This is a genomic window from Ruegeria sp. HKCCA0235A (assembly GCF_013033235.1).
In the GTDB taxonomy this organism is placed as follows: domain Bacteria; phylum Pseudomonadota; class Alphaproteobacteria; order Rhodobacterales; family Rhodobacteraceae; genus Ruegeria.
In genome coordinates, this window is the sequence record NZ_WQDQ01000015.1 from 65,848 (window position 1) to 90,039 (window position 24,192).

A 24,192-nucleotide genomic window follows, 5' to 3' on the forward strand; every position below is an offset into this window, starting at 1 on the left:
AGCACCTTTTTCCAAGTTGGGATCAGTGGCGAGTAGGAGTTTGATGGTCCTCATAGCAGTTCCCTCATCTATCCAGTGAGACAAACCGACCGATAACGTGCCAAGGAGAAGAGAATTGAGAAGCAGCCAACGGTCGGCCCTAACAGGGGCAGATCAGAAAAACCGTATGAGAAAGATATGCTGCGATGTCGTCATAGAATAAGACAGCCCTATCACCGGGTGCACGTCAATACCTTTGATTTATTGATGCTGACAAAGAAAGCGTCCGATTAGAAAATCAGACGCTTTCCAACCACTATGAAAACAAGGGGATTTTGATGCTTGGGCGACAAAGACCCTGTATTTGGGCGAAAAATACGCCGATTTGGGTCTCAATTGCTTGGTGCATCAACAGCGACCCCCCCCGTCTCAGCCACATTTCGAATGCCCGCAGCTGCGGCAGGTCATGCAGCCCTCGATCATCACCATGTCATACTGGCCGCAGGACGGGCAGGCCTTGCCGCGGGGGGCGTCCATGTTGACCACCTGCGCCTGCGGGTCGGACTTCAGCCCCATCCCTTCGCCCTCGAGGAACCCGATCGCGATCATGTGCTGCTCGATTACGCCGCCGATCGCCGCCAGGATCGAAGGGATATACTTACCCTGCACCCAGGCCCCGCCGCGCGGATCGAACACGGCCTTGAGCTCCTCGACCACGAAAGACACGTCACCACCGCGCCGGAACACGGCCGAGATCATCCGGGTCAAGGCCAGCGTCCAGGCGTAATGCTCCATGTTTTTCGAGTTGATGAACACCTCGAACGGACGCCGCCGGCCGCCGATGACGATGTCGTTGATGGTCAGATAGATCGCGTGTTCGCTGTCGGGCCATTTCAGCTTGTAGGTCGAACCCTCAAGCGATTGCGGCCGGTCCAGCGGTTCGGACATGTAGATGACATCGCCGCCATCCACCTCGTGCGGCGCATCCGCACTTTCGCCCGGCACTTTGTCGTCGCTTTCCGAAACGGTCAGAACCGAACCGGTCACGTCGTTCGGGCGATAGGTCGTGCAACCCTTGCAGCCCTGATCCCAGGCCTGCATATACACGTCCTTGAAGGCGTCGAACGAGATGTCCTCGGGGCAGTTGATCGTCTTCGAGATCGAGCTGTCGATCCATTTCTGCGCCGCCGCCTGCATCTTGACGTGCTCGGCCGGGGTCAGGGTCTGGGCGTTCACGAAATAGTCGGGCAGCTCGACATCGCCGAACTTGTCGCGCCACATCTGAACGGCATAGTCCACCACCTCTTCCTCGGTCCGCGAGCCGTCCTTCTGCAAAACCTTGCGCGTATAGGCATAGGCAAAGACCGGCTCGATCCCCGACGATACGTTCCCTGCGTACAAAGAGATCGTCCCAGTGGGCGCGATCGAGGTCAGCAGCGCGTTGCGGATGCCGTGTGCACGGATGGCTTCGCGGACATCGTCATCCATCTGCTGCATCGTGCCGCTGGCCAGGTATTTCTCGGCATCGAACAGGGGGAACGCCCCTTTTTCCTTGGCCAAGTCGACCGACGCCAGATACGCGGCGCGGGCGATCGCGTGCAACCAGCGCTCGGTCTGACGCGCCGCCTCGTCAGAGCCATAGCGCAGACCCAGCATCAACAGCGCATCCGCCAGTCCGGTCACGCCCAGCCCGATGCGGCGTTTGTCCTGCGCTTCAGCCTCTTGTTCGGCCAGTGGGAATTTTGACACATCAACGACATTGTCCATCATCCGGACAGCCGTGGCGACAAGTTCTTGCAGGGCCTCTTCATTCAAACGGGCTTTTGCCTCAAACGGTTCAACCACCAAACGCGCCAGATTGATCGAACCCAACAGGCAGGCGCCATAGGGCGGCAATGGCTGTTCGCCGCACGGGTTCGTGGCCGCGATGGTTTCAACATAGCTCAGGTTGTTGGCCTGATTGATCCGGTCGATGAAGATCACACCCGGTTCGGCATAATCATAGGTGGCCTGCATGATCTTGTTCCACAGATCACGCGCCTGAACCGTGTGATAGACCTTGCCGTCAAAGATCAGATCCCACGAGGCATTGGCCTTGACCGCTTCCATGAACGGATCGGTCACCAGAACCGACATGTTGAACATGCGCAGGCGGGCCGGGTCGGATTTGGCGGTGATGAACTGTTCGATATCCGGGTGGTCACAGCGCATGGTCGCCATCATCGCGCCACGGCGCGAGCCCGCCGACATAATCGTGCGGCACATGGCATCCCAGACATCCATAAAGCTCAGCGGCCCCGACGCATCCGCCGCGACGCCTTTCACGTCAGCGCCACGCGGGCGGATGGTCGAGAAATCATAGCCGATCCCCCCGCCCTGCTGCATGGTCAAAGCGGCCTCTTTCAGCATGTCGAAAATGCCGCCCATGCTGTCGGGTACCGTACCCATGACAAAACAATTGAACAGGGTCACCTGACGCGCGGTGCCGGCACCTGCTGTGATCCGCCCGGCAGGCAGGTATTTGAAGTCTTCCAGCGCCTCATAGAATTTCTCTTCCCAGTGCCCCGGGTCGTTTTCCGCCCGCGCCAGATCACGGGCGATGCGCCGCCAACTGTCTTCAACCGTTTGATCGATGGGGGTGCCATCCGCCTGTTTAAAGCGGTACTTCATATCCCAGATCTGCTCGGCGATGGGGGCGGCAAAGCGGCTCATTGGTGATTCCCTGTGCTGAAAGAGGTATCCAGACTACCTCAAATCACATGCGCACCACAACACCTTGATGACAACTGGAACCAAGCTACAATATAAAGATGGTCTTCGGGACGACTCTGTGGGAAAGCTGTGGATAATTACGTAAACCTCATAAAACTGTCCGTTGGTTCGGAAAGCGTCGACACGCTGATGGCCTGGCAGGACAGCTATCGCCAGCGGTTCGCAGATGGCCTTCCACGCCACGTCACCCGCATGTGGCCCAAGCGCGAAGCCGAAATTCTGAACGGCGGATCGATCTATTGGGTCATCAAGGGCGTAATCCAGTGTCGCCAACGGATCCTGCGGCTGGATGAAGTGATCGGAGACGATGGTATCCGCCGCTGTGCCATTGTGCTGGACCCCAAGCTGCACCGCACCCAGAACGCCCTGAAACGCCCGTTTCAGGGATGGCGTTATCTCAAGCCTAAAGATACTCCTGCCGATTTGCCCAAAAACCGCGAGCAGGACGATGCCCTGCCCGATGATCTGAACCGCGCCCTGGCAGAAATAGGTGTGCTGTAGTTACCGCAACCGATCCAGCAATTCGGATAGAACCGCTTTTTCTGTCGGATCATATTTTGCAACGCGACTGCGCCACAGCGTGGCCTGCGATTGCAGGATCAGACCGTCCGAGAGGATCTTCAGGTGGTTCGCGCGCAGGGTCTCTCCGGTCGAGGTGATGTCGGCAATTGCTTCGGCGGTTTCATTCATCACCGTGCCTTCAGTCGCACCCTGACTGTCGACCAGCGTGTAATCGGCCACGCCCGCTTCTGTCAGGAATTCCCGAACCAGACGGTGGTATTTGGTGGCGATCCGCAGCCGGTGGCCATGGGTTTTGCGAAACGCAGCTGCTGCCGCGTCCAGATCATCAAGCGTATCGACATCGACCCAACATGCCGGAATTGCGATGATCAGATCAGCCTTGCCGAATCCAAGCTGCGAAACCTCTTCAACCTGCTGTTCCCAGCGCGGCAGTTTCTCGTGCACCAGATCGATCCCGGTGACGCCCAGATGAATCCGCCCCGCCGCCAGTTCACGCGGAATTTCCCCCGCCGACAACAGGATCAGAGAGACACCGTCGATCCCTTCGACCTTGCCCGCATATTCCCGGTCCGACCCGCTGCGTGACAAGGTGATGCCGCGTTTTTCGAACCATGAGAAGGTCTTTTCCATCAACCGGCCCTTCGACGGCACACCCAGTTTCAGGCTCATACAGCACCCTCCTCAATCTCCAGCATCAGGTCGGGGCGCAACACGCCGCCGACAGCCGGGATTTCGTCTCCACGGCCCAATTGCCGTGTCAGCGCGTCATAGCGCCCGCCCGTGGCGATCGGAGGCAGGTCAGGCCGACCTTCCGCGTAAAACCCAAATACGAACCCGTCGTAGTATTCCATCGATGTCCGGCCGTAGGCGGCCTCGAAATCCAACCGATCCACATCGACGCCACGCGCCTGCAGCGCAGCCACACGCGCTTCCAACCGGTCCAGTGCGGGCGTGATCTGCGGCAGATCCACCGCCACGTCGCGCAGCTGTTCCAGCGCAAATGGCATGGTTTCGCGCACATTCAGCAACGTTTCCAGCCCGGCCAGTTCATTGTCGGAAATCGGCGGCGTATCGCGGTCTTCGCGCAGGGCTTCGATGCGCGCTGCGATTTCGGCCTTGCGGCGCTTGCCGATCATAGGGGCGTCAAAGGCCATCGGGTCAGCTGCGTCCAGCAGCGCGGCGCGCCCTTCCGAGGGCGCCTTGCGACCTGCAAACCGATCCAGCAAGATGCGGAACCGGCGCGGTCTCCACAGGTGCCGCATCAGGGCGGCCTTGCGACGCTCGGTCGTGCGCAGCCCTTCGACCGCGGCGGTGAGGATACCGATATCCCCGGTCGCCGCGCGCAGGGGCAACCCGCGCAACTGGAGCGCCATCAGCGAAAACACCTCAGCATCGGCCCCGGCGGGGTCTTCCCGGTCAAAGACCTCATAGCCCACCTGGATGTATTCATTGGCGCGGTCGGGGTCATGCTCCTGACGGCGGAACACCTCGCCCGAATAGGTATAGCGGGCCGGTTCGGCCCCGTCGCGCATGTGCATCTGCACCACCGGCAGGGTGAAATCCGGGCGCAGCATCTGTTCGCCACGCAGCGCGTCCGAGGTAACATAGGCGCGCGCGCGGATATCCTCGCCGTAGAGGTCCAGCAGCGTCTCGGCCGATTGCAGCAGCGGCGGGTCGACGACCTGCGCCCCGGCGGCCTCGAAGCGCACGCGCATCATCGCGGCCCGGGCCTGGATCTGGGATCGGTTGGGCATGGCTTAGTCCTGACTGTCCAGAATCTCGCGCACCTTGGCGACCAGATCGCTGCGCGGCACCTCGAACTGGCTGGGGCGTTCCTTCCATTCCTCGAGCGTGGCGCTTTCGGCAATCTTGGCACCCAGGATCAGGTCCTTGATCTGCACGATGCCTTTGGCTTTTTCGTCGCCGCCCTCGATCACCGCAATCGGAGAATTCCGCTTGTCCGCATATTTCAGCTGGTTACCAAAATTCTTGGGATTGCCCAGATAGACCTCGGCCCGGATGCCGGCATTGCGCAGCTCGGCCACCATCGCCTGATAGTCGGCCATGCGGTCGCGGTCCATTACGGTCACGACCACAGGGCCGGTGGCCTGAACGCTGATCCGGCCCTTTTCGCGCAACGCGGCGAGCAGGCGATCAACGCCGATGGAGATGCCTGTCGCAGGCACTTCCTGCCCGGTAAAGCGCTTGACCAGATCGTCATAGCGCCCGCCGCCCGAGACCGAGCCGAACTGCCGCTTGCGGCCTTTCTCATCAAAGATCTCGAAGGTCAGTTCGGCCTCATAGACCGGCCCGGTATAATAACCCAGACCGCGCACGACCGAGGGATCGATCTGGATGCGATCAGCGCCATAGCCGCCCGCGGCCAGCAACTCGCCGATCTGTTCCAATTCCGCAATGCCTTCGGCGCCGATCTTGCTGTCACCCACGGCCGCACGCAGATTGGCCAGCGTTCCGGCGGCTGCATCGGCCTTGGAGGTCAGGAAGGCGATCACCGGCTCGGCCTGATCTTCGGACAGGCCCACACCGTCGATGAACGCGCCCGAGACATCCAGCCGGCCCTTGGTCAGCAACTCGCGCACGCCCTGCTCACCCACCTTGTCGAACTTGTCGATGGTGCGCAGAACGTCGTCGCGCGCTGCCGCGTCCGCGCCTAGGCTCATGGCCTCGAGCACGCCGTTCAAAACCTTGCGGTTGTTGACCCGGACCAGATAATCGCCGCGAGGAATGCCCACGGTTTCCAGCGTATCCGACAGCATCGCGCAGATTTCGGCATCGGCGGCCATGCTGGCCGTCCCCACCGTATCCGCATCACACTGATAGAACTGACGGTACCGCCCCGGCCCCGGCTTTTCGTTGCGCCAGACCGGACCCATCGCATAGCGGCGATACGGCGTGGGCAGATCGTTGCGGTGCTGGGCATAGACCCGGGCCAATGGTGCTGTCAGATCATAGCGCAGCGCCATCCAATCGCCGTTGCCGCCATCGTCAAACTCCTGCCAGGCGAACACGCCTTCGTTCGGGCGATCCACGTCGGGCAGAAACTTGCCCAGCGCCTCGACGGTCTCGACCGCACTGCTTTCAAGCGCGTCGAACCCATAACGATGATACACGCCCGCAATCGTCCGCAGCATCTCAGTGCGCTGCGTGACTTCCTCGCCGAAATAGTCGCGGAACCCTTTCGGCGTGACGGCCTTGGGGCGGGGCTGTTTCTTGGGCTTGGCCATGTGGGGCGTCCTTGGGAGTGTCCTTGTTCCGCGCGCGGTCTATCCCATGGTCCGCATCGGGGCAAGGCGCGCTTTCTCTGGCCTTGGGCCGACTGTGTCGCTATGACCAGCGCAAGACAGGAGTCCCCCATGCAGCATCTGGAAGAAGAGATCGCACATCTGACCCGTACCGTGGACGAGCTGAACACGGTCGTCACCAGACAACAATCGGAAATCGACCGGCTGACCCAACGGGTTGAAATGCTGTTGCAGCGCGAAGCAGAACGGGCGCAGGAAGGTTCAGGCGGCGTTGTCTTTGGTGACGAACGACCGCCTCACTATTGATGATTTAAAGCCCAAGCGTCGATTTTACCGCGTTGTCCACAACGCCGCCCAACAGGGCGTTTTCGTCCCCGGTGCAGCCCTCTTTCAAGGCGGCCACAAATGTTTCTCTCAGAGCCGCCTTTTCCTCATCCGAAGTCGCGTGGGCTTCGATGTCAACCTGACGGTTGTAAAGCGAAAGGGCCGTCATCTTCCCAACGACGTCCAGAATGTATTCTTCGTTCCCATCAGCCTCTTCGATAACAGAGGTGCAGGTGTGATACATCAGCGGCAGCGCGTCCTGCATCATCTGTTCGGCTTCCTCGTCGGCAAGGGCCAATCCGGGCGCTGCAAGCATTAAGGCGGTGGCGGCTGGCTTAAGCAAATTCGTCCTCATCCGGATGCTCCTCCGCTTACTTGGAATTCGCGCCGATCAGCGCACCGGCCACCGCTCCGGCGGCGGCACCTTTGCCGTCGCCGATCAGCGCGCCGACACCCGCGCCAATCACGGCGCCTTTGATCGTGTTTTCTTTTTTCTTGTCATCCGCCAGACCAGCTGAGGCCGAAACCAAAGCCAGCGTCGCTGCTGCGCCGAATACAATCTTTCTGAACTTGAGACCAGTTATTGTCATAACAACGCCCTCCTGTGGCATGACCTAAAGACATCTCTGTCAAGTCAGCCTAGCGGGGCACCAACAGTCTGGCAACAAAGCGGTATCATATCTCTTCGACGGTCATGACGCCTTCAAGGGATTTGATCGCGCCCTTGATCTGCGGGTTGATTGGGAATTCACGTCCCAGTTCCATCTCAACATCGCCGGGCAGGCTGGGGTCCAGCAACATGAACTGGACTGGTCCCCGTGCAGCCCCTTTCGCGGCAGAGGCGGCGTCTTCCAACACCTTGGCTACCGTTGGTACGGCCTGTGCTTCGTCAACGTAGATTCGCAGCCCAGTTGCTCCGGCCTCGGCCACCAAGGAATCCGCAGGGCCAACAGAGCGGCCCAGCAGCTTGAGCTGATCGGCTTCCATCGTTGCCTCGGCAGTCAGCACGACCTGCGCGCCGGTTTCCAGAAACTCGCGACACTTCTCCAGCGTGTCCGAAAACAGCGTGACCTCATAGGCGCCGGTGGGATCAGACATTTGAACGAAAGCAAAGCGGTTGCCCTTGGCCGATTTCCGTTCCTGCCGCCCGGCGACAACCCCTGCCATCTTTGCGATGAGCGGACCAGACCGGGCCTTTTCCGTAACCTCATCCAGCGTCAGCACCTGTTTGCGCTTCAGCGCAGGCATGTAATCGTCCAGCGGATGCCCCGAGAGATAGAAGCCAATGGCCTTGAATTCTTCGCTGAGGCGCTCGGCCGGCAGCCAGTCGGGCGTCGGCGACAGGCGCGGTTCGGGCAGGTCGTCGCCTGCCTCACCGAACAGAGACACCTGATTGGAGTTTTTCTGTTCATGGATCGCCGCCGAATACTGCACCAGTCGATCAAGGCTTTCGAACACGCGGCGACGGTTCTTGTCGAGCTCATCAAAAGCGCCGGCACGCGCCAGCATTTCCAGCGGACGTTTACCGACCTTCTTCAGATCGACCCGGCGGGCAAAGTCAAAGAGGTTGACGAAAGGCTTGTCTCCCCTGCCCTTCACCACAAGGTTCATCGCCTCGACGCCGACATTCTTGAGCGCGCCCAGCGCATAGACCAGCTGACCATCCACCACGTCGAAGGTCGCCAGCGAGCGGTTCACGCAGGGCGGCACGTAAGGCAGGCCCAGCCCCTTGCGGACCTCTTCGAAATACACGGCCAGCTTGTCGGTCAGGTGGATATCGCAGTTCATGACCCCGGCCATGAACTCGACCGGGTGGTTCGCCTTGAGCCAGCCGGTCTGGTAGCTGACCACCGCATAGGCCGCCGCGTGCGACTTGTTGAAGCCGTAGTTGGCAAATTTCTCCAGCAGGTCGAATACCTCGGAGGCCTTCTTGGCGTCCACCCCGTTCTTGGCCGCGCCGGCCTCGAATTTCGGGCGTTCGGCGTCCATCGCCTCTTTGATCTTCTTGCCCATCGCGCGGCGCAGCAGGTCGGCGCCGCCAAGGCTGTATCCCGCCATGACCTGCGCGATCTGCATCACCTGCTCCTGATAGACGATGATGCCCTGCGTTTCTTCCAGGATATGATCGATCAGCGGGTGGACCGAGGTGATTTCGCGTAGGCCGTTCTTGACCTCGCAATAGGTGGGGATGTTCTCCATCGGGCCGGGACGGTAGAGCGCCACAAGCGCCACGATATCCTCGATGCAAGTGGGCTTCATGCGCTTGAGCGCGTCCATCATGCCCGAGCTTTCCACCTGGAACACCGCCACGGTCTTGGCCGCGGAATAAAGCTTGTATGTCGCCTTATCATCCAGCGGGATGGCGTTGATCTGGTTGTCAGCCCCCTCAGCGGGCTCATAAAGTTCGGTGCCATCGGCGGCGATGTGCAGGGGACGCCCGGATTTGAAAATTAGGTCCATTGCGTTCTGAATCACGGTCAGGGTCTTCAGACCCAGAAAGTCGAACTTTACCAGCCCGGCCTGTTCCACCCATTTCATGTTAAACTGGGTCGCAGGCATATCCGAGCGCGGGTCCTGATAGATCGGCACCAGCGCATCCAGCGGCCGGTCGCCGATCACCACCCCCGCCGCGTGGGTCGAAGCATTCCGCAACAGCCCCTCGACCTGCTGGCCATAGGTCAGCAGGCGGTTGACCACCTCTTCCTCGCGTGCGGCCTCGCGCAGGCGGGGTTCGTCTTTCAGCGCCTTTTCGATGGAAACAGGTTTCACCCCCTCAACCGGGATCATCTTGGACAGGCGGTCCACCTGCCCATATGGCATTTGAAGCACCCGCCCGATGTCGCGCACGGCGGCCTTGGACAAGAGCGCGCCGAAGGTGATGATCTGACCCACTTTGTCGCGGCCGTATTTCTGCTGCACGTAACGGATCACCTCTTCGCGGCGGTCCATGCAAAAGTCGATGTCGAAGTCGGGCATCGACACCCGCTCGGGGTTCAGGAAGCGTTCGAACAGCAGGCTGTAGCGCAGCGGGTCAAGGTCGGTGATCGTCAGCGCATAGGCCACCAGCGAGCCCGCGCCCGAGCCCCGCCCCGGCCCGACCGGAATGTCGTGATCCTTGGCCCATTGAATGAAATCCGCGACGATCAGAAAGTAGCCGGGGAAACCCATGCTTTCGATGATGCCCAGTTCGAAATCCAGACGTTCCTGGTACTCCTCGGGCGTCACGGCATGCGGGATCACGGCCAGACGTTTCTGCAAGCCGTCATTGGCGATGCGCCGCAGCTCGGCCACCTCGTCATCCGCAAATTTTGGCAGGATCGGGTCGCGTCGATAGGCCGTGAACGCGCAGCGTCTGGCGATCTCGACGGTGTTTTCGATGGCCTCGGGCAAGTCGGCGAACAGGGTCGCCATCTCTTGTTGTGACTTGAAGTAGTGCTGCGCCGTCAGCCGACGGCGGCCTTCCTGCTGGTCGACATAGGCCCCTTCCGATATGCAGATCAGCGCGTCATGAGCTTCGTACATGTCCGGCGTCGGGAAATAGACGTCATTCGTGGCGACCAGCGGCAGGTTCTTGGCATAGGCCATCTCGACATGGCCGCGTTCTGTCAGGCGTTCGGCCTCGGGCTGGCCATCTTCACCCGGATGGCGCTGAAGCTCGATATAAAACCGGTTGGGGAACATTGCCGCCAGCCGATCGACCAACGCTTCGGCCGCCGGGCGCTGACCCTGTTGCAGTAGCATTCCCACCGGGCCGTCAGGTCCACCGGACAGGCAGATCAACCCTTCAGATCGGTCGGCCAGTTCTTCCAAAGTGACCTGAGGCAGTTGCCCGCCCTTGTCCACGTAGAGACACGTGCTGAGTTTCATCAGGTTTTCGTACCCGGTCTCGGACTGCGCCAGCAGCACCAGAGGCGCGGGCGTCTTTGGCTTCTCGCCCGGCTGGGCCTGGACATAGGTTAGATCGACCTGGCACCCCATGATCGGCTGTACCCCGGCGCCGCTTGCGGTGACCGAGAATTCCAGCGCCGAAAACATCGAATTGGTATCCGTCACGGCGACCGCCGGCATTTCCATCTTCTCGCACAGGCCCGGCAGCTTTTTCAGCCGCACGGCGCCTTCCAGAAGGGAATATTCAGTGTGAACGCGGAGGTGGATGAATCGTGGAGAACTGCTCATGACGCCCAAGCTACCCCAGCCGGCTGCGCGGCAAAAGGCTGAACCGCGTTACGTTTGCCGCAAAAAAAATCGCCATTGATTATTCGGCTTTTTCAGAAGGTGCTTCGGGATTGACTGGGCGTCGCAATCAAAAACCGCTTTATTTACAAGTGGCTGCCCATTAATCAGAAAAGACGGTCACAGGCCGTATACGTCTAATGGTGTATAACAGAGGCGGTTTTTCTTGCCAGACAAGCCGCGCTGTTTCTAACATCTCATGGCAAGCAATTCGCCCGCCACTCTTTCTACGTCGCATCGAAGGAGGGCCACAAGGGCGCAACCGGGTAAGGCGACGGGTTTCTCGAATGAACATCGCGTTTCTTCTGAACGGAGAGACAGTGGAGCTGGCTGATGTTGATCCGACAGCCACCCTGCTGGATTGGCTGCGCGAAGATCGCGGTCTGACCGGCACCAAGGAAGGCTGCAACGAAGGCGATTGCGGGGCTTGCACCGTGATGGTGACGGATGACCAAGGCGCCAAGGCCCTGAACTCGTGCATTCTGTTTCTGCCGCAACTGCATGGCAAGGCCGTCCGAACAGTTGAAGGCGCAAGTGGCCCGAATGGCGAAGCGCACCCGGTCCAGCAGGCAATGGTCGATCTGCACGGCTCGCAATGCGGCTTCTGCACACCCGGGTTCGTCATGTCGATGGTCGCCGGGCACACGAATGGTGCAACGGACCATGACACTTTGCTTGCAGGCAACCTTTGCCGCTGCACCGGCTATGCGCCGATCATTCGCGCGGCGAAAGCGGCCGAGGAACAGCCCGTTCCGGTTTGGGTCAAAGATAGCCCACCTGCAACGATTGCCACTTCGCGCATGCTGCCAACCTCATCCGACGAATTGGCCGCCGTGTATGCCGAGAACCCGAATGCGACTCTGGTCGCTGGTGCGACCGATGTGGGCCTTTGGGTCACGAAACAATTGCGTGAACTTGACCCGGTGATCTTCCTCAACCGATGTGACGATCTGAAAGAGATCACGATCACCGACGATGAAGTCCGCTTTGGTGCCATGGTCGACATGAATCGCATGGCAGATGCATTGGTCGATCTGCATCCGTCCTATGCCGAGATGATCCGACGCTATGCCAGCGTTCAGGTTCGCCATGCGGCCACGGTCGGAGGCAACATCGCCAACGGCTCGCCCATCGGGGACAACCCGCCCGCGCTGATCGCATTGAACGCGACACTGCACCTGCGCAAGGGCAACGATCGGCGGTCGATCCCGCTGGAAGAGTTCTTCATCGACTACGGCAAACAGGATCGGGTTCCGGGCGAGTTTGTGGAAGCCGTCAGCTTCCCCCGCCAGCCAGATCGCCTGAAGGCTTACAAGCTCAGCAAACGGTTCGATCAGGATATCTCGGCCGTCTGCGGCTGTTTCAACATAACCGTTTCGGAGGGCAGCGTCACACAGGCGCGCATCGCCTATGGTGGCATGGCTGCTGTTCCGAAACGGGCAACCCATGTCGAGGCCGCTTTGATCGGCAAACCGTGGACGCGCAAGACCGTTGACGCCGCGCTGCCATCGTTTGCCGACGACTTTTCGCCACTCACGGATATGCGCGCCTCGGCCCTGTATCGACTGGAAACCGCCAAGGCGATGCTGCAACGGTATTTCCTGGAAGATCAGGGCGAGATCATCAATGTGCTGGAGGTGTCAGCATGAGTGTGACGCAAGCCCTGCCCCACGACGCCGCCCCTTTGCACGTTTCGGGCGCGGCACGGTACGTTGATGACATCCCGACACCCAAGGGCACGCTGCACCTGGCCTTTGGCCTGAGCCAGATCGCCAAGGGCAAGATCACCGCCATGGATCTGTCGGCTGTCAAAGACGCCGAGGGTGTCGTGTTGGTCATGACGGCAGAGGATCTGCCTTTCGCCAACGATGTCTCGCCCTCGATCCACGATGAGCCGCTGCTGTCGGACGGCACGGTGCATTATATCGGTCAGCCCGTGTTCCTGGTCGTTGCCACCAGCCATCTGGCCGCCCGCAAAGCGGCGCGATTGGGCAAGGTCGACTATGCCGAGGAAACGCCGATCCTGACGATCGCGGACGCCTTGGCCGCCGACAGTCGGTTTGAAGATGGTCCACGCATCTATGCCAAGGGCGATGCGGATGCGGCCATTGCCAGTGCGCCGCATGTGATCGAAGGTTCGTTTGAATTGGGCGGGCAGGAGCATTTCTATCTGGAAGGTCAGGCCGCGCTGGCCGTGCCGAATGAAGGTGCGGATATGCTGGTGCACAGCTCGACCCAGCACCCGACCGAGATTCAGCACAAAGTGGCCGACGCTCTGGGTGTTCCGATGCACGCCGTCCGGGTCGAGACCCGCCGCATGGGCGGAGGGTTTGGCGGCAAGGAAAGTCAGGGCAACGCTTTGGCAGTGGCCTGCGCCGTGGCCGCCCGCGCAACCGGCAAGGCCTGCAAGATGCGCTATGACCGTGACGATGACATGATCATCACGGGCAAACGCCACGCTTTCCGCATTTCGTACAAGGCCGGGTTCGATGAGCATGGACATATACAGGGCGTCTCATTCCTCCACTATGCGATCTGCGGCTGGGCGCAGGACCTGTCCTTGCCCGTGGCCGACCGGGCGATGCTGCACTCGGACAACGCCTACCTTTTGCCGAACGCCCGGATCGAAAGCCACCGCTTGAAGACCAACACCCAATCTGCCACCGCCTATCGCGGGTTCGGCGGCCCGCAGGGCATGGTCGGCATCGAACGGGTCATGGACCATGCCGCGCATGCGCTGGGTTTGGATCCCGTCGAGCTGCGCCGCCGGAATTACTACGCACCCGCGCACGCCGTGACCGACAGCACACCGACAGAAAAACCACTGGGGCATCCCGATCCGCACGAAGACCTGACCAGCCGCGGCGCCGTTGAAATGGGTGACGCACCGGTGCGTCCTCTGCCCGCCGGCGGGAACACCACACCCTATGGGATGGAGGTCAGCGATTTCGAACTGCACGACATGACCGAGGCGTTGCTGAAATCCAGCGACTACGCCGCGCGCAAGGCGGCTGTCGCGAAATGGAATGCCGAGAACAGTGTAATCAAAAAGGGCATCGCCTTTTCCCCGGTCAAGTTTGGTATCTCGTTCACGCTGACCCACCTCAATCAGGCGGGTGCGCTGGTGCATGTCTATCAGGACGGATCAGTCCACTTGAATCACGGCGGCACCGAGATGGGCCAGGGCCTGTTCCAGAAGGTCGCACAGGTCGCCGCGTCGCGCTTTGGCATACCGCTGGAGATGGTGAAAATCACCGCAACCGACACGGCGAAAGTACCGAACACGTCTGCGACGGCGGCATCTTCGGGAAGTGACCTGAACGGTATGGCGGTCAAGGCCGCTTGCGACACGATCCGCAACCGGATGGCCGCCTATCTTGCGGAACGTCATCAGGCCGATCCATCGACGGTCACGTTCTCGGATGGGCAGGTGTCGGTCTCAGAAGAGCGCTACACCTTCGCCGAAGCCGCCGCACTGGCCTATCAGGGGCGCGTCAGCCTGTCGGCGACCGGGTTCTACAAGACGCCCAAGATCGAGTGGGACCGGATCGCCGGGCGCGGTCGCCCCTTCTTCTACTTTGCCTACGGCGCTTCCGTTACCGAGGTGGCGGTGGACACTCTGACCGGTGAAAACCGCATTCTGCGAACGGATATCCTACATGACGCGGGCGCGTCGCTGAACCCAGCTTTGGACATAGGTCAGTTTGAGGGCGGCTATGTACAGGGTGCAGGGTGGCTGACGACCGAAGAGCTGGTCTGGGATGGCACGGGCAACCTGCGCACGCACGCGCCCTCGACCTACAAGATTCCGGCCTGCTCGGACCGGCCGGACATCTTCAACGTCACGCTTTGGGATGGCGAAAACCGCGAGGACACCATCTATCGTTCGAAAGCTGTGGGCGAGCCGCCTTTCATGCTGGGGATCTCGGCCTGGCTGGCGCTGTCGAACGCCGTTGCCGCCTGCGGAGACAGATACCCGGCCCTGAACGCTCCGGCCACGGCCGAAGAGGTTTGGCGCGGGGTCCAGAGGATGAAGGGAGGCATCTGATGGGATTTGACCTTGAGGCTTTGAGGGAGGCGGTCAAAACCCACGGGAAAGTGGTTCGGGTGGTCATCGCCGGGATCAAAGGGTCGTCCCCGCGCGAGGTGGGTGCTGCGATGCTGGTCTGGAAAGACGGGCAAAGCGGAACCATCGGTGGTGGTACGCTGGAATACCAGGCCGCGGAGGCCGCACGATCGCAAACAGTCGCCACGCGCCTGACGCATCACACGCTGGGACCGGACATGGGCCAATGTTGCGGCGGAGCGGTCTCGTTGTTCAGCGAAGTCTATGATCTCAAGAAGGTTGAAACGCTGGATGATACGATCATTGCACGATCAGCATCCGGTGGCGCCACGCCTCTTTCGGTCAAGCGAGTGCTGGCGGCAGCACGCAGTCAGGGCATTGCACCCGAACCACGCCTGATCGACGGCTGGATGATCGAACCGGTGCATAAACCGGCACGAAACCTGTGGATCTGGGGCGCAGGTCACGTCGGACGGGCGCTGGTGGATGTTCTGTCCCCCCTGCCCGATCTTGCGATCACTTGGGTCGATACCGGCCCCGAGCGCTTTCCGGACGTGATTCCTGCAGGCGTGACCGATCTGCCAGCGACGAAACCGGCCGAACTTGTGCGACATGCACCGCCCAATGCCGAGCACCTTGTGCTGACTTATTCACACAATCTGGATTTAGAACTGTGCAACAGGCTGCTTTTGCACGATTTCCGCTTTGCGGGACTGATCGGCTCGGCTACCAAATGGGCGCGGTTCCGATCGCGGCTGGCGGCCCTTGGGCATCCGCCCGACCGGATAAGCCGGATTACCTGCCCGATTGGTGACCCGTCGCTGGGCAAACACCCGCAGATGATCGCCGTGGGCGTCGCAGCGCAACTGCTGCGCCCGGCCCGGCAGAATGAGTTGAAGAAGGACCTGAGCGCGTGACCACTCCATTGCTGAGCCTGCAAGGGTTGACCAAAGCCTATCCCGGTGTCGTGGCCAATGATCAGGTGTCCTTTGACATCGGAGAGGGCGAAGTTCACGCCTTGTTGGGGGAAAACGGGGCCGGAAAATCCACGCTGGTCAAGATGATCTATGGGCTGGTGAAACCTGACAGTGGCACCATGCTGTTGCGCGGTCAGCCTTTTGCGCCGCCCGAGCCCCGCTCCGCACGGGCCGACGGGATTGCGATGGTGTTCCAGCATTTTTCGCTGTTTGACGCGCTGAACGTGGCCGAGAACATCGCCTTGGGGATGGAAAACCCGCCCGCCATGGGTGATCTGGCCTCGCGCATCCGCGAAGTGTCGGAAACCTACGGCCTGCCGCTGGATCCGTTCCGCACAGTCGGCGATCTGTCCGCCGGGGAACGCCAGCGTGTTGAAATTATCCGTTGCCTTCTGCAAGACCCGAAACTGCTGATCATGGACGAACCGACCTCGGTACTGACCCCGCAGGAGGTCGAGATCCTATTCGAGACGCTGAACAAGTTGCGGTCCGAAGGCACGTCGATCTTGTATATCTCGCACAAGCTGGAAGAGATTCGGACCCTGTGTGACCACGCCACGATCCTACGTCTGGGCAAGAATGTAGGCGAGTGCGTCCCGTCTGAGACCTCGGCCCGCGACATGGCCGAACTGATGGTGGGAACGGCCCTGCAAACCCCGGAACGTTCGGGGCGTGAATTTGGCGCAGTGACGCTGGATGTCAGCGGGCTGTCGGTGCCTTCTCCGTCAGAATTCGGCACCGCATTGCGCAACGTGCATTTGACCGTCCGCAAGGGCGAGGTTCTGGGCATTGGCGGCGTTGCGGGCAACGGGCAGGATGAATTGCTGGGCGTCCTGTCCGGTGAAATTCTGACATCTGCCGACGCGATCAAGTTCAACGGTCAGGCGATCGGCAAGCTGGGCCCGACCGCGCGACGCAAACTTGGCGTGTTGACCGCGCCCGAAGAACGGCTGGGCCATGCCGCTGCCCCGAACATGAGCCTGACCGAAAACGCCCTGTTGACCGGGTCGGTTCGAGAGGGTCTGGAAAGCAACGGCTTTCTGAAATGGGCCGAGACCAAGAGCTTTGCGGAGAAGATCATCGAGATTTTTGACGTCCGGACACCAGGCCCGGACAACGCGGCGCGGTCCTTGTCCGGGGGGAACCTGCAGAAATTCGTGATCGGACGCGAAGTGCTGCAAAACCCGGATGTGCTGGTGGTGAACCAGCCAACCTGGGGCGTGGATGCTGCGGCGGCCGCGTCGATCCGGCAGGCAATCCTCGACCTGGCGGCAAAGGGAACGGCAGTTGTCTGCATCTCTCAGGATCTGGATGAGTTGATGGAAATCTCGGACAGCTTTGCTGCGCTGAACGAGGGCCGCCTGAGCGCGCCACGTCCGACAACCGGACTGACAGTGGACGAAATCGGGCTGATGATGGGCGGTGCCCACGGAATGGAGGTGGCGCATGTGTGATCTGTTGGGCCGCCTTCGGCGAGAGTATTTGAGAAAAGATGAAGAAGTCAGGGGAACGAGCTGATGATTGTGCTGGAGAAACGTCCTCAGCCTTCCAGGGTCTGGTCTTATGCGACACCGTTGGTTGCAGTTTTGGCGACGATGTTTTTTGGCGGAGTACTGTTCGCCATACTGGGCAAGAATCCGGTTGAGGCCATCGGCACCATCTTCTGGGAACCTCTTTTTGGTGAATTCGCCTTTTATTACCGCCCGCAGCTGCTGGTGAAAGGCGCTCCGCTGGTGCTTATCGCCATTGGTCTGTCGCTGGGCTTTCGTGCAGGCATCTGGAACATCGGGGCCGAGGGACAGTATATAATGGGCGCCATCTTCGGGGCGGGTGCCGGGCTGGCCTTTTACCCTTTGGATGCCTTCTATATCTTTCCGATCATGGTGATTGCCGGCGCCTTCGGCGGCTGGTTGTGGGCCATGATCCCCGCCTTCCTGAAGGTGCGTTTCGGCACCAACGAGATTCTCGTCTCGTTGATGCTGGTCTATGTGGCCGAGCAGATGCTGGCCTCGGTTTCTCTGGGTTTGCTGAAGAACCCCGAAGGGTTCGGCTTTCCGGGGTCCCGCAATCTGCAATCCTATGACAGTGCGCACAATGTCGAACTGATCGCCGGATCCGGCATGCACTGGGGTGTTGTAACCGCGTTGATCGCAGTGATCTTTGCCTATGTCCTGCTGAACCGGCACATGCTGGGCTTTCACATCCGCCTGACCGGTGAAGCACCGCGCGCCGCGAAATTTGCGGGTGTGAACCCGGCCCGGTTGATCCTGTTCTGTCTGGGTCTGTCCGGCGCGCTTGCAGGACTTGCAGGCATGTTCGAGGTTTCCGGCCCTTCAGGCGTTGTCAGCATCGATTTCAACGTGGGCTACGGTTTCACTGCCATCATCGTGGCCTTTTTGGGCCGTCTGCACCCTGTGGGCATTCTGCTGGCCGGTGGACTGATGGCGCTGACCTATATCGGCGGTGAAATCGCGCAGTCGCAGCTGGGCCTGCCTGCCGCTGCCATTCAGGTGTTCCAGGGCATGCTGCTGTTCTTCCTGCTGGCCTTCGACCTATTGACCAACTACCGCATCCGTGCGGCCCGTAACGAGGTGGCGTGACCCATGGACCTTGGTGAAATCAATCCCGTACTTCTGGTCGCTTCACTGATGGTGGCCGCGACCCCCTTGCTGCTTGCCGCGATCGGAGAGCTGGTCGTAGAGAAAGCAGGCGTTCTGAACCTCGGCGTCGAAGGCATGATGATTGTCGGTGCGATCAGCGGCTTCGCGATTTCGGTCGAGACCGGCTCGCCCTGGCTGGGCTTTGTTGCTGCCGCGATCGGCGGCGCCGTTCTATCGCTGCTGTTCGTCTTGCTGACGCAATTTGCGCTGGCCAATCAGGTGGCCAGTGGTCTGGCACTGACACTGTTTGGTCTGGGGTTCAGCGCGTTGATGGGGCAAAGCTATGTGGGGATCAAACCCCCCAGTATGGGCGACATCCATATTCCGCTGATCAGCGATATTCCGGTTGTCGGTCCGATCCTGTTTCAACATGACCCGATCCTGTATGTCGGTATCGCGATCACGGCGGCCGTCTGGGCGGTGCTGAAATTCACCCGTCTTGGTCTGATCCTGCGGGCCGTCGGTGAAAACCACGATGCCGCGCATGCGCTTGGCTACAAGGTGATCAAGATCCGCATTCTGGCCATCATGTTCGGCGGCGCCTGCGCCGGTCTGGGCGGGGCCTATATCAGCCTGATCCGCGTGCCGCAGTGGACCGAGGGCATGACCGCCGGCGTCGGCTGGATCGCATTGGCCCTTGTTGTCTTTGCAAGCTGGAAGCCGTGGCGTGTCCTGCTGGGTGCCTATTTGTTCGGCGGCATTACCGTGTTGCAGCTTAATTTGCAGGCAGCGGGCGTTGCCATTCCCGTCGAGTATCTGGCAATGTCGCCCTATATCATCACGATCCTTGTGCTTGTGATCCTTTCGGCCGACAAGAGCAGCGCACCTGCCTCGCTGGGCCGGACCTTCCATGCCTCACACTAGGGGCCAACAGTACCAACTTGGGGAGTAACACATGAAATTCACTACACTTCTGACGAGCGCCGCCATGGCGCTGGGTCTGACCTCGGGGGCCATGGCCGAAGACAAGACCAAGGTCGGTTTCGTCTATGTCGGCCCGGTCGGCGATGGCGGCTGGACCTATGAACATGACAAGGGCCGGCAGGCCGTTGAAAAAGAGTTTGGCGACAAGGTTGAAACCGTATTCGTTGAATCCGTTCCCGAAGGCCCGGATGCCGAGCGTGTGATGACTCAGATGGCGCTGGAAGGCGCGGATCTGATCTTTACCACCTCGTTTGGCTACATGGACCCGACCATCAACGTGGCCAAGAAATTCCCGGACGTGAAGTTCGAGCACGCAACCGGCTATAAAACCGCCGACAACGTCTCGGTCTACTCGGCCCGTTTCTACGAAGGTCGCGCGGTTCAGGGACACATCGCCGGTAAAATGACCAAGTCGAACATCATCGGTTATATCGGCTCCTACCCGATCCCCGAGGTGATCCGCGGCATCAACTCGGCCTATATCCACGCCAAGAAGGTGAACCCGGATGTCGAGTTCAAGATCGTCTGGGCCTACACGTGGTTCGACCCGGCGAAAGAAGCTGACGCCGCCACTGTTTTGATCGAACAGGGCGCGGACGTAATCCTGCAACACACCGATTCGACAGCGCCGCAAGCAGCAGCGCAAGAGGCCGGCAATGTGATCACCTTCGGTCAGGCGTCGGACATGAGCGAGTACGCACCGCTTCCGCGTGTGTCATCGATCATCGACAACTGGGCCCCCTATTACATCGCGCGGACAAAAGCCGTAATGGACGGAACCTGGACGTCTTCCAACACCTGGGACGGTATCGGAGCAGGAATGGTTGAAATCGGCGAGATTTCGGACGCGGTTCCCGCAGATGTCAAGGAAGAGGCTCTGGCCCTGAAGGCGGCCCTTGCAGATGGCAGCTATCACGCGTTCACCGGTCCGCTGAAGAAGCAGGACGGCAGTGACTGGCTGGCTGAAGGCGAAACCGCTGACGATGGCACGCTGGCAGGCATGAACTTCTATGTTGAAGGGCTGGAAGGCGAAATTCCGCAGTAAGCTGTATCGTCAAGGAACGGAAAGGGCCCGCAATCCGTGTGCGGGCCCTTTTTTGTGCTGTGCGCACCTGAAGTGCCGAACAACGAATGAGATTACCTGGTCAGCGCAATCGAGCTCAGATCCATCACACCCTGCCCTGTCTTCGCCACCCCACCACGCTGAGACAGGCAAACAAGACTGCGGCGACGCAGACAATTGATGGCCCTGCCGGAGTATCAAACACATAAGCTGCCCGTAACCCCGCAACTGAGGACATCGCGCCTATTGCTGCCGCTATCAACGCCATTGATTCGGGCGATCGGGCCAGATTTCGTGCCGCCGCCGCAGGAATGATCAGCATCGCCGCGATCAGCAATACCCCCACAACCTTGATCGCAACAGCCACGGTCACCGCCAGAGACAGAGTCAGAATCAACTGTTCCCGCCTCGGGTCGAACCCACTGGCATAGGCCAGTTCCTCGTTCAATGTGGCCGTCAAAAGCTGAGCCCATCGCCAGGCGATCAGCGCCACGACAAGCGCCGCGCCGCCCCAGATCACAAGCAGATCCGAACGGGATACCGCAAGAATATCGCCGAACAGATATGCCATCAAATCAATGCGGACGCCGGACAAAAACGAAACGGCAACCAGACCGAAAGCCAAGGCGGAATGCGCCAGGACCCCCAGCAGCGTGTCCATCGCATAGCCACGACCCGCCAACAAAGTGACCGTCAGCGCCAAAATCAACGCAACAGCCAGCGCACCGGTGAAGATCGACATCTGAAAGGTCAGTGACAGGGCCACGCCCAGAATCGCGGCATGTGCGGTTGCGTCACCGAAATACGCCATGCGGCGCCACACCACGAAACATCCAAGAGGCGCCGCCGCAAACGCAACCCCTATACCTGCAAGCGTTGCACGCATCATGAAATCGTCCAGCATCATTCCGCCGCTTCCTGAGGATTTGCATCATGGTCGTGATGGTGATCATGTTCGTGCCGGTACAGGGCAAGCGCTCCGCCTGTTCCCGTTCCGAACAAGGCCCGGTATTCCGGTGCCGAAGCGACCACCGCCGGCGATCCTTCACAGCATACATGGCCGTTCAGACAAATCACCCGGTCCGAGGCGCTCATGACCACGTGCAATTCGTGACTGATCATCAGAATTGCACATCCGGTTTCGCGGCGCACGGCCTCAATCTGCTGATAGAAACTCGCCGATCCGCGCTGGTCCAACCCCTGGGTTGCCTCATCCAGCAGCAGAAGGTCAGGCTGGTTGATCAACGCCCGCGCCAGCAACACACGCTGAAACTGCCCGCCGGACAGTTGCGACATCTGACGTTTCAACAGATCCGGGACGCCCGCTTTTTCCAATGCCTCGACGCACTGACGGCCGGAGACACGGTCTGTCAGTCGCATGAATCGCTCGACCGAGATTGGCAGCGTGGGATCCACGTGCAGTTTCTGCGGCACGTACCCGATCTTCAATCCGGGTTTCAGCGATACATGCCCGGCACATGGCCTGGTCGCACCGATGATGGCGCGCAACAGGCTGGTTTTGCCCGACCCGTTCGGCCCGACGATGGTGACGATCTCGCCGGGTTCGACAGCCATGTCCACATGGCTCAGAACAGTGTTTGAACCATAGCGAACACTGAGATTCTCGACAGAGACGAGCGTCATTTTCAGGCCTTTTCGGTGCAGTCGGGGCAAAGTCCCTCGGCTTCTACAACCGTTCGCTCGATCTCGAAACCCGCTGCGCGCGCAGCGGCACCCAGAACACCTTTGGCCGGCGTGGACTGCGCCTCGGCAACGGCATCACACTTTCTGCAAATCATGAATGCCGGCGAATGCGACGCGCCGGGATGAGAGCAGGCAACGAATGCATTCAGCCGCTCGATCTTGTGAACGAACCCGTTTTGAACAAGGAAATCAAGCGCCCGATAGGCGACCGGAGGTTGAGATCCGAACCCTTCCTCTCGCAGGCGGTCAAGAATTGCATAGGCACCAAGGGCCCGATGCTCTTGCAGCAGCATTTCCAAGACCTTGCGGCGAACCGGCGTCAGGCGCAGCCCCTCGCCCTTGCAGCGCGCCTCGGCGGATACCAACGCAGTTTTGACGCAACTCTGATGGTCATGTTCCTGAAACCCGACCGGGGCCGCCTCATCGACAGAGACAGGGTTCGTATCGCTTGTCATGTTATTTCATATCATGTATTGCCACTCGTAACGTTATAAAATCACACAGAGGGTCTGATGTCCAGAAAGCTTCTTCCAGTTTCGATCACGGTTGCATTGATGGGAGGAACGGCCATCGCGGACGTTCCGAACGTCGCGGTCGATATCGCACCGATCCACTCGCTCGTTTCCCGGGTTATGGACGGCGTCGGAACACCGGCCTTGATCATCGCACCAGGTGCCTCGCCTCATGAATACAACCTGCGCCCGTCCGAGGCGGCCGCATTGCAGGATGCCGATCTGGTGTTCTGGGTAGGAGAAGACCTGACACCTTGGATGGAAAGTGCCATCGAAACCCTTGCCGACAGTGCGACGGTCACGTCCCTTCTTGACGCGGATGGTACGGTTCTTCTGGAGTTCCGCGAAAGCGCTGTTTTCGAGGCACACGATCATGGCGGCGAAGACGAACATGATCATGATGATCATGAACATGGTCACGACGACCATGCAAAGGATGATGACCACGAGCATGATCACGACGACCACGCCAAGGATGATGATCACGATCACGAAGAACATGCCGATCAAGACAAGCATGATGAGCATCATGATCACGCGCATGGCGCGCACGACCCACATGCGTGGCTTTCACCGGCAAATGCAGAAACCTGGCTGAATCTGATCGCCGCGCAGCTGTCGTCTGCCGACCCGGACAATGCAGGTGCATATTTTGCCAATGCCGCAGCCGCGCGCGCTGAAATGGCCGCGCTGTCTGAACAAGTGGCCGAGACGCTTGGACCGGTACGCGGAGGAAGCTTCGTCGTGTTCCACGACGCCTACCAGTATTTCGAGGATGCATTTGACTTTCCGGCCGCAGGTGCGATTTCCATCGCCGACGCCTCGGACCCGAGCCCGGCTCGTATCGCCGAAATTCAAACCCGTATCCGCGAAGAAGGTATCAACTGCGTTCTCGCCGAGCCGCAATTCAACCCCGGTATCGTCAAAACCGTGCTAGACGGGACCGAGGCGAAAACGGGCGTAATCGATCCGCTGGGCTCTGATCTGGAACCCGGAGCCGATCTCTACCCGCAAGTTATTCTCAACATGGCAAAAACTCTGGCCGAGTGTCTCTGACCCTGTCGCAAGCCCGGTTCAGTTTGAGAAACTGGCCGGGTTCAACCTTCCAGAAGACAGTGAGCCTCCCCAACTGAACGGGTCCACCGTTATGTTTAGGAAACGGAGGACTGAGAATGGCAAACAAGCGACCGAAG

At 60.1% G+C, this 24,192-nt stretch carries 20 protein-coding genes; 10 read left to right on the plus strand and 10 right to left on the minus strand.

Going from position 1 to position 24,192, the window contains the following annotated elements; translation table 11 throughout:
• Positions 1-408: 408 nt before the first annotated feature.
• Entirely contained in the window at positions 409-2,691 is a 2,283-nt protein-coding gene (locus GOW56_RS20105; protein WP_171206993.1) for an adenosylcobalamin-dependent ribonucleoside-diphosphate reductase, read from the minus strand.
• A 129-nt stretch (positions 2,692-2,820) separates the two neighbouring features.
• Here GOW56_RS20105 and GOW56_RS20110 point away from each other — a divergent pair, with 129 nt between their 5' ends.
• Positions 2,821-3,252: a DUF1489 domain-containing protein gene (locus GOW56_RS20110; RefSeq protein ID WP_171206994.1), complete on the plus strand. Its 432-nt coding sequence runs from the start codon at positions 2,821-2,823 to the stop codon at positions 3,250-3,252.
• Here the strand turns inward: GOW56_RS20110 and hisG are convergent, their stop codons facing one another.
• The 3 genes from hisG to hisS are packed head-to-tail and all read right to left on the minus strand — an operon-like array spanning position 3,253 to position 6,518.
• Entirely contained in the window at positions 3,253-3,942 is a 690-nt protein-coding gene (hisG, locus tag GOW56_RS20115) for an ATP phosphoribosyltransferase (protein ID WP_171206995.1), read from the minus strand.
• A complete protein-coding gene (locus tag GOW56_RS20120) occupies positions 3,939-5,027 on the minus strand; it encodes an ATP phosphoribosyltransferase regulatory subunit (RefSeq protein ID WP_171206996.1) in 1,089 nt (362 codons plus the stop codon). Before GOW56_RS20120 ends, hisG begins: the two co-directional genes overlap by 4 nt.
• Before the next feature lie 3 nt (positions 5,028-5,030).
• A complete protein-coding gene (gene hisS, locus GOW56_RS20125) occupies positions 5,031-6,518 on the minus strand; it encodes a histidine--tRNA ligase (RefSeq protein WP_171206997.1) in 1,488 nt (495 codons plus the stop codon).
• A 129-nt stretch (positions 6,519-6,647) separates the two neighbouring features.
• On the opposite strand from hisS, the gene GOW56_RS20130 reads away from it, so the two are divergent.
• Positions 6,648-6,842: a SlyX family protein gene (locus GOW56_RS20130; RefSeq protein ID WP_152460143.1), complete on the plus strand. Its 195-nt coding sequence runs from the start codon at positions 6,648-6,650 to the stop codon at positions 6,840-6,842.
• A gap of 4 nt (positions 6,843-6,846) precedes the next feature.
• Here the strand turns inward: GOW56_RS20130 and GOW56_RS20135 are convergent, their stop codons facing one another.
• The 3 genes from GOW56_RS20135 to dnaE all read right to left on the minus strand — a co-directional run bounded on the left by GOW56_RS20135 (position 6,847) and on the right by dnaE (position 11,036).
• The gene (locus GOW56_RS20135; protein WP_253283557.1) at positions 6,847-7,215 is read right to left on the minus strand and encodes a hypothetical protein; all 369 of its coding nucleotides are present in this window, start codon (positions 7,213-7,215) and stop codon (positions 6,847-6,849) included.
• 16 nt (positions 7,216-7,231) lie between these two features.
• On the minus strand, positions 7,232-7,450 hold the full coding sequence (locus GOW56_RS20140) for a hypothetical protein (protein ID WP_171119082.1): 219 nt from the start codon (positions 7,448-7,450) through the stop codon (positions 7,232-7,234).
• An 85-nt stretch (positions 7,451-7,535) separates the two neighbouring features.
• Positions 7,536-11,036 (minus strand): DNA polymerase III subunit alpha, encoded by a 3,501-nt coding sequence (gene dnaE / locus GOW56_RS20145; protein ID WP_171206998.1) that lies wholly within the window; start codon positions 11,034-11,036, stop codon positions 7,536-7,538.
• Between the two features lie 344 nt (positions 11,037-11,380).
• On the opposite strand from dnaE, the gene xdhA reads away from it, so the two are divergent.
• The 7 genes from xdhA (at position 11,381) to GOW56_RS20180 (ending at position 20,765) form a co-directional block, all read left to right on the plus strand.
• The gene (gene xdhA / locus GOW56_RS20150; RefSeq protein WP_171206999.1) at positions 11,381-12,742 is read left to right on the plus strand and encodes a xanthine dehydrogenase small subunit; all 1,362 of its coding nucleotides are present in this window, start codon (positions 11,381-11,383) and stop codon (positions 12,740-12,742) included.
• A complete protein-coding gene (gene xdhB / locus GOW56_RS20155) occupies positions 12,739-15,141 on the plus strand; it encodes a xanthine dehydrogenase molybdopterin binding subunit (protein WP_171207000.1) in 2,403 nt (800 codons plus the stop codon). The genes xdhA and xdhB overlap by 4 nt, the downstream gene beginning before the upstream one ends.
• Entirely contained in the window at positions 15,141-16,076 is a 936-nt protein-coding gene (gene xdhC / locus GOW56_RS20160) for a xanthine dehydrogenase accessory protein XdhC (protein ID WP_171207001.1), read from the plus strand. The genes xdhB and xdhC overlap by 1 nt, the downstream gene beginning before the upstream one ends.
• Positions 16,073-17,590, plus strand: a complete 1,518-nt coding sequence (locus GOW56_RS20165; RefSeq protein WP_152460137.1) for an ABC transporter ATP-binding protein — start codon at positions 16,073-16,075, stop codon at positions 17,588-17,590. Before xdhC ends, GOW56_RS20165 begins: the two co-directional genes overlap by 4 nt.
• 63 nt (positions 17,591-17,653) lie before the next feature.
• Positions 17,654-18,736: an ABC transporter permease gene (locus GOW56_RS20170; RefSeq protein ID WP_171207002.1), complete on the plus strand. Its 1,083-nt coding sequence runs from the start codon at positions 17,654-17,656 to the stop codon at positions 18,734-18,736.
• A gap of 3 nt (positions 18,737-18,739) precedes the next feature.
• Positions 18,740-19,660, plus strand: coding sequence for an ABC transporter permease (locus GOW56_RS20175; protein WP_152460135.1), 921 nt, complete (start codon positions 18,740-18,742; stop codon positions 19,658-19,660).
• A 31-nt stretch (positions 19,661-19,691) separates the two neighbouring features.
• On the plus strand, positions 19,692-20,765 hold the full coding sequence (locus tag GOW56_RS20180; protein WP_171119066.1) for a BMP family ABC transporter substrate-binding protein: 1,074 nt from the start codon (positions 19,692-19,694) through the stop codon (positions 20,763-20,765).
• Positions 20,766-20,889: 124 nt separating this feature from the next.
• Here the strand turns inward: GOW56_RS20180 and GOW56_RS20185 are convergent, their stop codons facing one another.
• Genes GOW56_RS20185 through GOW56_RS20195 form a run of 3 tightly spaced genes read right to left on the minus strand, consistent with a single transcriptional unit; the run spans position 20,890 to position 22,942 of the window.
• Positions 20,890-21,687, minus strand: coding sequence for a metal ABC transporter permease (locus GOW56_RS20185; RefSeq protein ID WP_171207006.1), 798 nt, complete (start codon positions 21,685-21,687; stop codon positions 20,890-20,892).
• Positions 21,687-22,427: a metal ABC transporter ATP-binding protein gene (locus GOW56_RS20190; protein ID WP_171119064.1), complete on the minus strand. Its 741-nt coding sequence runs from the start codon at positions 22,425-22,427 to the stop codon at positions 21,687-21,689. Before GOW56_RS20190 ends, GOW56_RS20185 begins: the two co-directional genes overlap by 1 nt.
• Positions 22,428-22,429: 2 nt before the next feature.
• A complete protein-coding gene (locus tag GOW56_RS20195) occupies positions 22,430-22,942 on the minus strand; it encodes a Fur family transcriptional regulator (RefSeq protein WP_171119062.1) in 513 nt (170 codons plus the stop codon).
• A gap of 57 nt (positions 22,943-22,999) precedes the next feature.
• Between GOW56_RS20195 and GOW56_RS20200 the strand changes: the two genes are divergently transcribed.
• On the plus strand, positions 23,000-24,055 hold the full coding sequence (locus GOW56_RS20200; protein WP_171207003.1) for a zinc ABC transporter substrate-binding protein: 1,056 nt from the start codon (positions 23,000-23,002) through the stop codon (positions 24,053-24,055).
• Positions 24,056-24,192: the final 137 nt, after the last annotated feature.